Raw genomic sequence first — 12,597 nt, 5'->3', positions numbered from 1 at the left:
ATTTAAACGCTATGATTTGTTCAGTTTTTCTTCTTACAGGCCAGGAGGGAGAGTGAAAATCAATATAATTGGTACCAGCGGGAGCGGAAAAAGCACGCTTGCCAGGCGGATCGCCGCCGGGCTTGCTATCCCATACATCGAGATGGACCGGCTTTACTGGCGCCCGAACTGGCAGGGAACAGAGGACGACGCGCTGTGGGCTAAGCTTGAAAACACATTAGCCGCTACCGAGGACTGGGTGCTGGACGGCAACTATAACCGTACGCGCCCTGTTAAGTGGCGCAATGTGGATCTGGTGGTGTGGGTGGATTACGGGTTTGCCTGCACCCTGTATCAGGCCGTGAGCAGGGCATTCAGGCGTGCGTGGCATAAACAGGAGCTGTGGCCCGGCACGGGAAATTGTGAAAGCTTTCGTCGATCGTTTTTCAGCCGTGAGTCCATCATCATCTGGACAATCAAAACCTGGCGCAGTAACCGCGAACGTTACGAAGCTGATATGCGAAACCCGCAATATGGACATATTCGTTTTGTGCGCATCACCCGGCGACAGGACGCAGAAACGCTGATCTCTTCGCTTAAGGCACAATCAGAAAAGGGTTTTGCATTCCCGGTTTCCGGCAATCCAAATGTAAATTAATTGTTTCTCAGTGGTGAAATCCGCCTTTAATAATGACGACATGTTAAGTCAAACGAGATAACAACATGTCCTGGCGAATCAGCATTCTGGATAAAAGCCCTATAGCCGAAAATGAAACGGCTGCAGATGCGCTGGCGCGCACCTTAAGCCTGGCCCAACAGGCAGAAACCCTGGGTTATCACCGCTTCTGGATTGCCGAACACCACAATACCCCTCAACTGGCCAGCCCCTCGCCGGAGCTGCTGATTGCCTGGATCCTCGGGCAAACCAGGCGCATTCGCGTCGGCTCTGGCGGCGTCATGCTCCAGCATTACAGCCCGTACAAAGTGGCGGAAAATTTCAACGTTCTGGCGGCCATTGCTCCCGGGCGCGTGGATCTGGGCGTGGGTAAAGCGCCTGGTGGTCTGCCGCTCTCAACCCGTGCGTTACAGCAGGGTCAGAACCCGCAACAAAAGGGCAGTTTTGCCGAGCAACTGACGCAGCTGGATGGCTGGTTACGCAATGAAAACCCGTCGCAGGATGATGCCGTGCGTGCCACGCCGCTGCCACAGGTTCCGGCTCAGGGATTCCTGCTGGGAGCCAGCACCGAAAGCGCGCTGTTGGCGGCAAAACTCGACTGGCATTTTGTCTTTGCTGCGCATCTGAACGGTGATCCCGACCTGCTGCGCGATGTGATTACAACCTGGCGTGCTAACAGCGCCCGTGACGTCATCGTTGCGGTACAGGTGATTGTTGCCTCGTCACAGGCCCAGGCCGATGCCCTGGCGCAAAAAGTGGAAGTGTGGGGCGTTGAGCTGGCAAACGGGCAGCGCGTGACCGTGGCAAGCGAAGAGCAGGCCTATGCCTTTGCCCGTCAGGCCGGGAGCGAGCCGGTGCGTATTGCCCGTCGCGCCCAGTCTTTGCTGGCGGGGACGGCGGAATCGGTACTGGCACAACTTAACGCGCTGCACCAGCAGTGGGGCATCGACGAATTCATTATTGATACACCGGTTGCGGATGGCGCAACGCGTATTCAGTCCCTGCGTCTGCTGGCGCAGGCGCGACTCAACAAGGAGGTTACAGCATGAGTTTTGGTGAACAATTAATTGCCTGGCGCCGCGAGCTGCACCAGAACCCGGAACTGTCAGGGCAGGAAGTGGAAACCACTGCCCGTTTACGCCAGTGGTTAACCCGTGCGGGCATCACGCCGCTGCCTTACGAGCTGTCGACGGGGCTGGTCGCTGAGATTGGTACGGGTAAAAAGCTGATTGCCCTGCGGGCAGATATTGATGCCTTGCCGATAGAGGAGCGCAGCGGCGTGCCGTTTAGCTCACAGCGGGCGGGCGTGATGCACGCCTGCGGACACGATATCCACACCAGCGTGATCCTGGGGGCCGCGCTGAAGCTGAAAGAGCGTGAAGACGCGCTCAACGGGCGCGTGCGGATCCTGTTCCAGCCCGCAGAGGAGAATTTCGGTGGGGCAAAAAGCATGGTGCGCGCCGGGGCGTTACATGACGTCAGCGCCATCTTCGGGATGCATAACGAGCCGGGGCTGCCGGTGGGTGAATTCGCCACCCGCGGCGGGCCGTTTTATGCCAACGTCGACCGGTTTGTTATTCGCATTACCGGAAAAGGGGCGCACGCCGCACGTCCGCACGAAGGAAATGATGCCATTGTGCTGGCCAGCCAACTGGTGACGGCGCTGCAAAGCGTGGCCAGCCGTAACGTCAATACGCTGGATTCCGTGGTGCTTAGCGTCACGCGCATCGCCGGAGGGAACACCTGGAACGTCCTGCCGGAGAGCGTCGAGCTGGAAGGGACGCTGCGTACCCATCGCACCGAGGTGCAGCAGAATGTCAAAGCGCGGGTGGGTGAAATCGCTGCCGGGTTTGCCAGCGCCTTTAGCGCCCAGATTGATATCACCTGGTACGCCGGACCAACGGCGCTGGTGAACGACGAACGCTGGGCGGAATTCGCCACCTCGGTTGCCCGGGAAGCGGGATATGAAACCCGGCACGCAGAGCTGCATATGGGCGGGGAAGATTTTGCGGTTTATCTCCAGAATATTCCGGGCGCATTTGTCAGTATTGGCAGCGCCAGCCCCTTCGGCTTACACCATCCGGCATTTAATCCTGACGAAGCATTAATCGAGCCCGCTGCCCGCTATTTTGCACAGCTTGCGGAAAAAGCACTGCAACACGTTTAAAAAATAAGAGGTGAATATGTCTGCAACCCGACAATTGCGGCTGGGAACCATATTGCATGGTGCATCCGGGAATATGTCTGCGTGGCGTCATCCGGCGGCTGCCGCAGATGCCAGTATTAATTTTAATTTCGTCAAAGAAACCGCATTAAAAGCTGAAGAGGGCAAGCTCGATTTTTTATTTGTCGCCGATGGCCTTTATATTAATGAAAAATCCATTCCGCATTTTTTAAATCGCTTTGAACCGCTCACCGTATTATCCGCGCTGGCGAGCATCACCACGCGTCTGGGGCTGGTGGGAACATTATCCACCTCGTACAGCGAGCCGTTCACCGTGGCGCGCCAGTTTGCGAGTCTGGATCATCTGAGCAACGGCCGTGCGGGCTGGAACGTGGTGACCTCGCCGCTGGAAGGCTCGGCGAAGAATTTCTCCCGCGAAAAACACCCGGAACACGCGCTGCGCTACCGCATTGCCGATGAATATCTGGATGTGGTGAAAGGGTTGTGGGACTCCTGGGAAGGTGATGCTTTTGTGCGTAACAAAGAGACGGGTCAGTTCTTTGATCCTGAAAAACTGCATACCTTGGATCACCACGGCGATTTCTTTAAGGTGGCCGGGCCGCTGAATATTGGCCGCACACCGCAAGGACGGCCAATTGTATTTCAGGCTGGTGCATCAGATGACGGCAAAAAACTGGCCGCGAAACATGCCGACGCCATTTTTACCCATCATGAATCGTTAGAAGAAGCACAGGCTTTTTATCACGACGTGAAACAACAGCTGGAAAATCATGGTCGCCGGGCAGAGGATTTACATATATTCCAGGGCGTCAGCGTGATTGTCGGCAAAGATGCTGATGATGTGGAAAACCAATATCAAACCACCGCCGCACTGGTTTCTGTTAAAGATGCCCTGAATTATCTCGGCCGTTATTTTGAACATCATGATTTCAGCCAATATCCGCTTGATGAACCTTTCCCGGATATTGGCGATTTAGGCAAAAACAGTTTCCGCAGTACCACGGATGAAATTAAGCGTAATGCCCGGGAGCGCAACTTAACCCTGCGTCAGGTGGCGCTGGAAGCCGCCTCGCCGCGCCCGCGTTTCTCCGGTACCCCGGAACAGGTGGCAGATGGGCTTCAGGCGTGGTTCGACGGCTTTGCCGCTGACGGATTCATCATTCAGGGCGGTACGCCGGATACCTTCCCGCGCTTTGTTGAGCAGGTCGTGCCGGTTCTCCAGGCTCGCGGTATTTTCCGCACGGAATACCCTGGCACCACGCTTCGCGAGAGCCTTGGATTAGCTCAACCTGAAAATCAGTTTACACAACAATAAAAGAGAACCCCGCTATGCAGAAAACATCGCTTATTCTGGCGCTTGCGCTGGCCTTTACCCCTGCCGTCTGGGCAGAAAATGTGAACATTAACGGCACGGGCGTGAGCCTGGAAGCCAATAAAGCGCCGGTCAATACGGCGAAAAACAGTGCTGCCGTGGCGCAGTTGCCAAAAGATTATCGCTTCGCCGTGCCGGGTAAATTTACCGTGGCGGTGGCCGCGCTAAACTCGCCGCCGCTGACGGTTTTCTCTGACGACAACAAAACTCTGCTCGGCAGCGAAGTGGACGTGGCGCGACTGGTGGCCGACAGCCTGGGACTGGAGCTGAACGTGGTGCCAACTTCCTGGGAAGACTGGCCGCTGGGCGTGGCGTCTGGCAAATACGATGCGGCAATCAGCAACATTACCGTCACCAAAGAGCGCAAAGAGAAGTTTGATTTTGCAACCTACCGAAAAGATTCGCTGGGTTTCTACGTGAAATCCACCAGCCCGATTAAGTCTATCGAGAAAGCGGAAGATATCGCCGGGCTGCGCATTATTGTCGGATCGGGTACCAATCAGGAATCGATCCTGCTGGCGTGGAACGCCGAAAACCTCAAAAAAGGGCTTAAGCCTTTTACTCCGGTCTACACCAAAGACGATGCGGCGCAAACCCTGGCGATTCAGTCCGGGCGGGCTGATGCCTTCTTCGGGCCGAACGTGATCGGCGCCTGGAAAGCCGCATTAACCGGGAAAACCAAACTGGTGGGCAGCGTAGACGGCGGCTGGCCAAAGGCAGCACACATTGCGGTCACGCTGAAAAAAGGCAGTGGTCTGGTGGAGCCGGTGCAGACCGCGCTTAACGGCGTGATTAAAAACGGCGACTACGACAAAGTGCTGAACCGCTGGGGCGAAGGGGTTGAGCGTATCCCGCAATCAGAAGTGAACCCGGCAGGTCTGGGTGACTAAGGAGGTCGTATGAGCGAACAATTTCGCGATGTTTCGCCGGAAGACGCCGATCTTCAGCCCATCATTGATGGGTTGTTCGGTGAATACGCCGCCCGCTACGGGGACTATTTCTCAAAAGACGCAGAAGTGGAACTGACGCAGTGGTACTTAGCGCCGCAAGGGCTATTTATCGTGCTGGAGCGTGACGGCGAGATCATCGCCACCGGGGCCTACAAGCCCTTTGATGAACGCACTGCTGAGATCAAACGCATCTGGACGAATAAGGCGCTGCGCCAGCAGGGGCTGGCTGCCCGCGTGGTACAGGAGCTGGAGCGTCGGGCGGTGCTGGCGGGGTACAGCCAGATTTACCTCACCACCGGTTTTCGTCAGCCGGAGGCCGTCAGGCTCTATATCAGCCAGGGCTATCAGCCGCAGTTCGATCTTGACCGTGACCCGGAAGAGTACAGCCAGCCGCCGTTTGACGGACGGCTGCGATTCACCAAAACGCTGGTACGCGAAGCGTTCAGTAAAACCGCATGAGGAACGACGATGAGAAACGTTGAAACCATTAAGGTGGTCCCGGCGCGTTACCCGCTGCGCGCCGTCGGTGCTGTGGCGGCGCTGTTTGTGCTGGCCGTGGTTATTCAGTCTGTGGCCTTCAACCCGCGTTGGGAGTGGGCGGTGTTTGCCCGCTGGTTCTTTGATCCGGTTATCCTGGAAGGGTTAGGCCAGACGCTGTTGCTGACGCTGATTGGCACCGTCTTAAGCGTAGTGATCGGCGGGATGCTGGCGCTGGCACGCCTGTCGTCTTCATGGCTGTTGAGCAGCCTGGCCTGGGGTTATATCTGGCTGTTCCGCTCGCTGCCGCTGATTGTGGTGCTGATCATCCTTTATAACTTCTCGTATCTCTACGATACGCTTTCCCTCGGCGTCCCCTTTACTGGCATCACCTGGGGAAGCTTTGAAACCATCAACGTGCTGGGTCAATTTTCCACCGCCGTGGTGGGGCTGACGCTGGTCCAGAGTGCTTACACCGCTGAAATTATTCGCGGAGGATTCCTTGGGGTCGATCATGGTCAGTATGAAGCGGCCGCCGCACTGGGATTACCCGCGTGGCGCCGTACCCTGCGCATTATTCTGCCTCAGGCGCTGCGCACCATTCTGCCGGCAGGGTTCAACGAAATCATCAGCCTCGCGAAGGGCACAGCCATGGTCTACGTGCTGGCGATGCCGGAGCTGTTCTACACCATTCAGATGATCTACAACCGCACGCAGGAAGTGATCCCGCTGCTGATGGTTGGTGCGGTGTGGTATCTGGTGATCACCACGGTGTTGTCTGCCATTCAGCATTTAGTGGAGCGTGGTCTTGCCCGTAGCGAACGCCGTTCGGCGGTGAATCAGAACCGTGCCAGTAGCCGTACCCGTTCCGTGACCACCACTCAAGTACAGGAGCCTGTCCATGCAAGCCTCTCCTGAAGGACACATTTCGATTACCGGCGTCAGTAAGTTCTTTGGCCGCCATAAAGCTCTGGATAACGTCTCGCTTGAGATCCCACCCGGTTCCGTCACGGTGATCCTCGGGCCATCCGGCTCCGGGAAATCCACGCTGCTGCGCACCATTAATCATCTGGAGCGGGTGGATGAAGGCTTTATCCAGATAGACGGGGACTATATTGGTTACCGCCGTCAGGGGGATAAGCTGTACGAACTCAAGGAAAAAGAGATCCTGAAGCAGCGCGTCAACGTAGGTTACGTGTTCCAGAACTTTAATCTGTTCCCGCATCTCACGGTGCTGGAAAACCTGATTGAGGCCCCGATTGCCCATAAACAACTGAGCCGCAAAGAGGCCATCGAAAGGGCGCACGGGCTGCTGGACGTGGTGGGACTGCGCGATAAAGCCGATGCCTGGTCGCGGCATCTCTCTGGTGGCCAGCAGCAGCGCATTGCCATTGCCCGCGCCCTGGCGCTGCGCCCGCGGGTGATGTTGTTCGATGAACCCACTTCTGCACTCGACCCGGAGCTGGTGGGCGAAGTGCTCGACGTTATCAAAAAGCTGGCCCGTTCCGGGACAACGCTGGTGGTGGTAACCCACGAGATCGGTTTTGCCCGCGAAGTGGCAGATCAGGTGGTGTTTATGGTCGATGGCAAAATTGTCGAGCAGGGCAGCAGCGACGAAGTATTAAACCACCCGTCCCACGCGCGAACGCGCCAGTTCCTGTCAAAAGTGCTGTAAGGAGCGCAAATGAAATATGGAGTTCTGGCCGGCCTGGTACTGAGCACCGCGAGCCACGCCAGCATTGATCTAAAAGCCAATGAGCAACCGCTGCCGGTCACGGTGGATCAGCAGGCGGTGGCGAAGATCCCGAAAGGCTATGAGTTTGTCGAGCCGGGAACGCTGACGGTGGCGATTTCTGCGCTCAATTCACCGCCGCTTGCGCTGCTCGCCAGTGATAACCGCACGCGTATCGGCAGTGACCCGGATATCGCCCGGCTGCTGGCGGGCAGCCTGGGGTTAAAACTGAAGCTGGTGCCCACCGCCTGGGAAGACTGGCCGCTGGGGATCACCTCCGGGCGTTATGACGTGGCGCTGGTGAATATCGCCGTTACCGAACAACGCAAAGAGAAGTTTGACTTTGCCACCTACCGCGTTGACTCCCTGGCTTTTTCGGTGAAATCCACCAGTGATATTCAGGCGATAAAAAGCGCTGGCGATCTGGCGGGCAAAAAGGTGATTGTCGGCTCCGGGACCAACCAGGAGCGAATTTTGCTCGGCTGGAATGAAGAGAACAAACGCGCCGGGCGTGAAACCGCGCTCCCGGTGTATCTGACCGATGATGCTTCGGGCAATCTGTACATTCAGTCCGGCAGGGCGGATGTCTTTTTTGGCCCGCAGTCCGTGTCGGCGTATAAAGCCGCGTTAACCGGCAAAACCCGCGTAGTGGGCTTAGGGCCGAAGAAAGCCTATGTCGCCACCACCACCAAAAAAGGCAACGAGCTGGTGTATGCGCTACAGGCGGCGCTGGACGGTGCCATTCAGCGCGGTGAGTACCAGAAAGTGCTGGCACGCTGGGGCGAGCAGGGCGAAGCGGTGGCGCAATCAGAGGTCAACCCGCCGGGGATAACTTACTAATGCTGCTCTACACTTAGGGTTTTATTCCTGAGGGGCAACATGATGAAACTCTATGGCGTACCCGGCTGGGGCTCGGCAATCAGTGAAGTGATGCTGACCCTGGCCGACATTCCTTATCAGTTCGTCAATGTGGACGGTTTTGATGCACCCGGCCCGCAGCGGTCCTTACTCGAAACGCTTAACCCGTTATGCCAGGTGCCGACGCTGGCGCTGGAGCACGGTGAGATCATGACTGAAACGGCGGCCATTGCCCTGATGGTACTCGACAGATGTCCGGATCTCGCGCCACCCGTTGGCCAGCCTGAACGCCGACAGTTTCAGCGCCTGCTGATCTGGCTGGTGGCCAATGTCTATCCCACCTTCACCTACGCCGATTATCCCGAACGCTGGGTTCCTGATGCACCGGAACAGCTTAGGGATAACTGCCTTGAATACCGAAAATCACTCTGGCTGTGGCTGGAAGAACAGCTCAGTTCTGCGCCCTATACCTTTGGCGAGCGGTTGACGTTGATTGATGTTTATCTTGCGGTAATGCGCTCGTGGGGGCCGCGCCACGCGTGGTTTGCCGCCAACACGCCAAAGATAACTGCCATTGCGGATGCCGTGTGTGCACTGCCAGAACTGCACAAGGTGTTAAAGGCGAACGAAATTATCTGATAACGTGGAACGCTAACTCACAACTGGAAGCCTGCACATGCCACACGTAGATATCAAATGTTTCCCTCGCGATTTGAACGATGAACAAAAAGCCGCGCTGGCGGAAGATATTGCTCAGGTGATTATTCGCCATTTCGACAGCAAAGACAGCTCAGTGTCTGTGGCCCTGAATCAGGTACAGCCGGAAGACTGGAAAGCACAGGTCTGGGACACGGAAATTGGCCCGAGGATGGATGAGTTGATTAAGAAACCCGGCTATTCGATGTAAGTTTGTAGGCCGGGTCAGGCGATGTTGCCACCCGGCGATTCACACATAAAGCTCCGGATGTTCCACTAACATCGCCAGCATATTATCCCGGATCTCATCCTTCGCCCCGTTCACCCACACCGCCTCCAGCGGCATCCCCGTCGCGTCTGAACCCGTAATGCGCACAAACTTCACCCCCGCAACCTGAAAGCGACTACTCCAGGCGGGCACAATCGCCAGGCCAATACCGGCTGCCACCAGGTTGATGATGGTCTGTTTTTCATCGGCCATCTGTGACACTGTCACCTTAATGCCTGCATTGTGGAACAGATTCATCGTCAAATCATGACTGTGTGGTCGGGAGCGCCGCTCGGGCAGGATCATCGGCATTCCTTCCAGTTCGGCAATATCCACACATTCCCGCCCGGCAAAAGGGTGGCTGGCAGGCAGCGCCAGGATGCCGGGCTCATGACACAAAAACGTGCGGCCAAATTGCGCATCCAGCTGTGAAGGCGGGCGGATAAAGACCAAATCCAGCCTGCCGCTTTTCAGTTTTGGCAGCAGATGCACGGTTTTATCCTCAAACAGCTGGATTTCCACATCCGGGAATTTCTGGCGAAACAGTTGCAGCAAACCTGGCAGCAGGCCGATTGCCGCGCTGTCGATGGTACCGACGCGCAGAAGCGGCTGTGTACGGCGCGGATTTTGACGAAATTGCAACATAATCGCGTCGGCGTGAGCGAGCAGTTTCCGCGCTTCTTCGCGCAGCAACACGCCGTTCTCGGTTAAGGCCACCCGCCGGGTGGAGCGGGTGAACAGGCGCGTGCCAAGTGCTTCTTCTAAAAGACGAATATTCCTGCCTAGTGCTGACGGCAGCATGTCGAGGCGCTGCGCCGCTTCGCCAAAATGCAGTGTTTCCGCCACCGCCAGAAAACAACGTAAGTGCTGAAGTTCCATTTTTGTCCGCTCTCGATTATTGCATTTTTTTGTATAAACCGTAGCGCATGATCCTGCAAGAAAAATCCGCATACTCAATCAAAGCAGCCTGACTGCTAACCCTACATATAAAATTATAAGGAACACCTCACATGACCTGCACAATCGAACAACGGGTCATGCGCAAGATAACCTTGCGCATCGTACCCTTTATCATGCTGTTGTATTTCATCGCCTTTCTCGACCGCGTCAATATCGGTTTCGCGGCGTTGACCATGAACGAAGATTTAGGTTTTTCTCCCGCCGTCTTTGGTTTTGGCGCGGGGATCTTTTTTCTCGGTTATTTCCTGTTTGAAGTGCCTTCCAACCTGATCCTGCACAAAGTCGGCGCCCGTATCTGGATTGCGCGGGTGATGATCACCTGGGGTCTGGTATCGGGTGGGATGGCCTTCGTTCAGGGAACCACCAGTTTCTATACCCTGCGTTTTCTGCTTGGTGTGGCTGAAGCCGGGTTCTTCCCGGGGATCATCCTCTACCTCAGCTACTGGTTCCCGGCACAAAAACGCGCGCAGGTAACCGCCATTTTCATGGCCGCCGCCCCGATATCCACGGCGTTAGGCTCGCCTGTCTCTGCCGCGCTGTTAGAAATGCACGGACTGATGGGCTTTGCCGGCTGGCAGTGGATGTTTGTTCTCGAAGCGGTTCCTGCCGTGATCCTCGGCGTAGTGGTGCTGTTCTGGCTGACCGATCGCCCTGAAAAAGCCAAATGGCTAAACGAGGAAGAGCGCGGCTGGCTGATGGCAACGCTTGCGCGTGAAAACGCGGCAAAACAGGCCACCGCACAACACAGCGTGTGGAAAGGGCTGCTCGATAAACGCGTGCTGGCGCTGTCGCTGGTTTACTTCGGAACCTCTGCCGGGCTGTACACGCTTGGGATCTGGTCACCGCAGATAATCAAAACGCTGGGGATCTCTTCGATGACGGTCGGCCTGCTGAATGCCGTGCCAGCGGTGATTGCCGTCTGCGCCATGGTGCTGTGGGCGCGCCATTCCGATAAAACCGGTGAACGTTCCTGGCATGTGATCGGCGCGTGTCTGCTGGCGGCGGCAGGGCTGTTTATGGCCGGGAATGCCGTCAGCGTGGTGGGCGTTATCTTCGCGCTGACCATTGTTAACTGCGGCATCAGCGCCTCGAAACCCCCGCTCTGGAGTATGCCGACGCTGTTTCTTTCCGGTGGAGCGGCGGCGGCGGGTATCGCCACCATTAACTCGCTCGGCAACCTGGGCGGATTTGTCGGGCCATTCATGATTGGCCTTATCAAGCAACAAACCGGGAGCTATACCTGGGGCCTGTGGTTTGTTGCCGGTTTATTGATCCTCTCTTCTCTTGTTGTTCTGTGGCTGTCGGCTTCTGCCCGCAAGGCACAGATCAGCGAAACGTTAATTCATCCAAAACCTTAATTAAGGAATAAACACATGAAAGATTACGCAATTGCTGCTATCCCGGCTGACGGTATTGGCCCGGAAGTGATCTCCGCAGGCGTAGAGGTGCTTCATGCGCTGGCTGAGCGTCAGGGAGACATGCGCTTTTCCGTTCACACCTTTGAGTGGGGCTCGGATTACTACAAAACCCACGGCGTGATGATGCCGGAAGACGGACTGGAACAGCTGAAATCCTTCGACGCCATCTACTTTGGCGCGGTAGGCGCGCCGGATGTGGCGGATCACATCACCCTGTGGGGGCTGCGTCTGCCAATCTGTCAGGGCTTTGACCAGTATGCCAACGTTCGCCCAACTAAAATTCTGCCAGGCATTCAGTCGCCACTGCGCAAGGCCGTGCCGGGCACGCTCGACTGGGTGATTGTGCGTGAGAACTCCGAAGGGGAATACTCCGGCAACGGCGGCCGCGCTCACCGTGGATTACCGGAAGAAGTGGGGACGGAAGTCGCTATTTTCACCCGCACCGGGGTCACCCGCATTATGCGCTATGCGTTCCGTCTGGCGCAGACCCGCCCGCGCAAACTGTTAACGGTGGTCACCAAGTCGAACGCTCAGCGCCACGGGATGGTGATGTGGGATGAAATCGCTGCTGAAGTAGCGCGCGAATTCCCGGATGTGACCTGGGATAAAATGCTGGTCGACGCCATGACCGTGCGCATGACGCTGCACCCGGAGTCGCTGGATACCATTGTTGCCACTAACCTTCATGCGGATATCCTTTCCGATCTGGCGGGCGCGCTGGCCGGGAGTCTGGGGGTTGCGCCAACGGCGAATATCGATCCTGAGCGCCGTTTCCCGTCCATGTTTGAGCCTATCCACGGATCTGCGTTTGATATCACCGGTAAAGGCATTGCAAACCCGGTCGCCAGTTTCTGGACGGCAGCACAAATGCTGGAACATCTTGGCGAAAGCGGTGCGGCAACACGTCTGATGGCGGCGGTTGAAGCGGTCTGCGCGCAGGGGATTATGACCCCGGACGTGGGCGGTACGGCCAATACCCGTGAGGTCACCCAGGCGGTGATCCGCGCCATCCGTGAAGGTTGAGCC

General features: G+C 56.8%; 12 protein-coding genes and 1 pseudogene. 12 read left to right on the top strand and 1 reads right to left on the bottom strand.

The features are described from left to right. Positions 1-52: 52 nt before the first annotated feature. From N1249_RS11760 to pptA, 10 genes and pseudogenes are all read left to right on the top strand, one after another. Entirely contained in the window at positions 53-637 is a 585-nt protein-coding gene (locus N1249_RS11760; protein WP_259829459.1) for an adenylate kinase, read from the top strand. A 65-nt stretch (positions 638-702) separates the two neighbouring features. Further along, positions 703-1,704 (top strand): MsnO8 family LLM class oxidoreductase, encoded by a 1,002-nt coding sequence (locus N1249_RS11755; protein WP_259829457.1) that lies wholly within the window; start codon positions 703-705, stop codon positions 1,702-1,704. Then, a complete protein-coding gene (locus N1249_RS11750; protein WP_259829455.1) occupies positions 1,701-2,822 on the top strand; it encodes an amidohydrolase in 1,122 nt (373 codons plus the stop codon). The genes N1249_RS11755 and N1249_RS11750 overlap by 4 nt, the downstream gene beginning before the upstream one ends. Before the next feature lie 16 nt (positions 2,823-2,838). Further along, positions 2,839-5,102, top strand: a pseudogene (locus N1249_RS11745) (NtaA/DmoA family FMN-dependent monooxygenase). Positions 5,103-5,111: 9 nt separating this feature from the next. After that, positions 5,112-5,621 (top strand): GNAT family N-acetyltransferase, encoded by a 510-nt coding sequence (locus tag N1249_RS11740; RefSeq protein ID WP_259829453.1) that lies wholly within the window; start codon positions 5,112-5,114, stop codon positions 5,619-5,621. 9 nt (positions 5,622-5,630) lie between these two features. Beyond that, positions 5,631-6,557: an amino acid ABC transporter permease gene (locus N1249_RS11735; protein WP_166715394.1), complete on the top strand. Its 927-nt coding sequence runs from the start codon at positions 5,631-5,633 to the stop codon at positions 6,555-6,557. After that, entirely contained in the window at positions 6,541-7,314 is a 774-nt protein-coding gene (locus tag N1249_RS11730; RefSeq protein WP_166715393.1) for an amino acid ABC transporter ATP-binding protein, read from the top strand. Before N1249_RS11735 ends, N1249_RS11730 begins: the two co-directional genes overlap by 17 nt. A gap of 9 nt (positions 7,315-7,323) precedes the next feature. Continuing rightward, complete coding sequence (locus N1249_RS11725) at positions 7,324-8,211, top strand: transporter substrate-binding domain-containing protein (RefSeq protein ID WP_259829450.1); 888 nt, start codon at positions 7,324-7,326, stop codon at positions 8,209-8,211. 39 nt (positions 8,212-8,250) lie between these two features. After that, on the top strand, positions 8,251-8,868 hold the full coding sequence (locus N1249_RS11720; protein WP_259829448.1) for a glutathione S-transferase family protein: 618 nt from the start codon (positions 8,251-8,253) through the stop codon (positions 8,866-8,868). A gap of 37 nt (positions 8,869-8,905) precedes the next feature. Beyond that, positions 8,906-9,136, top strand: a complete 231-nt coding sequence (pptA, locus tag N1249_RS11715; RefSeq protein ID WP_259829446.1) for a tautomerase PptA — start codon at positions 8,906-8,908, stop codon at positions 9,134-9,136. 39 nt (positions 9,137-9,175) lie between these two features. Here the strand turns inward: pptA and N1249_RS11710 are convergent, their stop codons facing one another. Continuing rightward, complete coding sequence (locus N1249_RS11710) at positions 9,176-10,072, bottom strand: LysR family transcriptional regulator (protein ID WP_259829445.1); 897 nt, start codon at positions 10,070-10,072, stop codon at positions 9,176-9,178. A gap of 131 nt (positions 10,073-10,203) precedes the next feature. Here N1249_RS11710 and N1249_RS11705 point away from each other — a divergent pair, with 131 nt between their 5' ends. Together N1249_RS11705 and N1249_RS11700 are read left to right on the top strand one after the other, a co-directional pair. Beyond that, positions 10,204-11,511 (top strand): MFS transporter, encoded by a 1,308-nt coding sequence (locus N1249_RS11705; protein WP_259829444.1) that lies wholly within the window; start codon positions 10,204-10,206, stop codon positions 11,509-11,511. A 15-nt stretch (positions 11,512-11,526) separates the two neighbouring features. Beyond that, a complete protein-coding gene (locus N1249_RS11700; protein WP_259829443.1) occupies positions 11,527-12,594 on the top strand; it encodes a tartrate dehydrogenase in 1,068 nt (355 codons plus the stop codon). The last annotated feature ends 3 nt before the right edge of the window (positions 12,595-12,597 follow it).

Source organism: Enterobacter sp. CP102 (assembly GCF_025152625.1).
In the GTDB taxonomy this organism is placed as follows: Bacteria; Pseudomonadota; Gammaproteobacteria; order Enterobacterales; family Enterobacteriaceae; genus Enterobacter; species Enterobacter soli.
Note: the sequence above shows the minus strand (reverse complement) of the source record. Positions and strands in the feature narration are given on the sequence as shown.

What these genes read in the sequence shown, in the direction of transcription:
- N1249_RS11755 (WP_259829457.1), top strand. Translation starts at nt 703, where the DNA reads ATGTCCTGGCGAATCAGCATTCTGGATAAAAGCCCTATAGCCGAAAAT.
- N1249_RS11750 (WP_259829455.1), top strand. Translation starts at nt 1,701, where the DNA reads ATGAGTTTTGGTGAACAATTAATTGCCTGGCGCCGCGAGCTGCACCAG.
- N1249_RS11740 (WP_259829453.1), top strand. Translation starts at nt 5,112, where the DNA reads ATGAGCGAACAATTTCGCGATGTTTCGCCGGAAGACGCCGATCTTCAG.
- N1249_RS11735 (WP_166715394.1), top strand. Translation starts at nt 5,631, where the DNA reads ATGAGAAACGTTGAAACCATTAAGGTGGTCCCGGCGCGTTACCCGCTG.
- N1249_RS11730 (WP_166715393.1), top strand. Translation starts at nt 6,541, where the DNA reads ATGCAAGCCTCTCCTGAAGGACACATTTCGATTACCGGCGTCAGTAAG.
- N1249_RS11725 (WP_259829450.1), top strand. Translation starts at nt 7,324, where the DNA reads ATGAAATATGGAGTTCTGGCCGGCCTGGTACTGAGCACCGCGAGCCAC.
- N1249_RS11720 (WP_259829448.1), top strand. Translation starts at nt 8,251, where the DNA reads ATGATGAAACTCTATGGCGTACCCGGCTGGGGCTCGGCAATCAGTGAA.
- pptA (WP_259829446.1), top strand. Translation starts at nt 8,906, where the DNA reads ATGCCACACGTAGATATCAAATGTTTCCCTCGCGATTTGAACGATGAA.
- N1249_RS11710 (WP_259829445.1), bottom strand. Translation starts at nt 10,072, where the DNA reads ATGGAACTTCAGCACTTACGTTGTTTTCTGGCGGTGGCGGAAACACTG.
- N1249_RS11705 (WP_259829444.1), top strand. Translation starts at nt 10,204, where the DNA reads ATGACCTGCACAATCGAACAACGGGTCATGCGCAAGATAACCTTGCGC.
- N1249_RS11700 (WP_259829443.1), top strand. Translation starts at nt 11,527, where the DNA reads ATGAAAGATTACGCAATTGCTGCTATCCCGGCTGACGGTATTGGCCCG.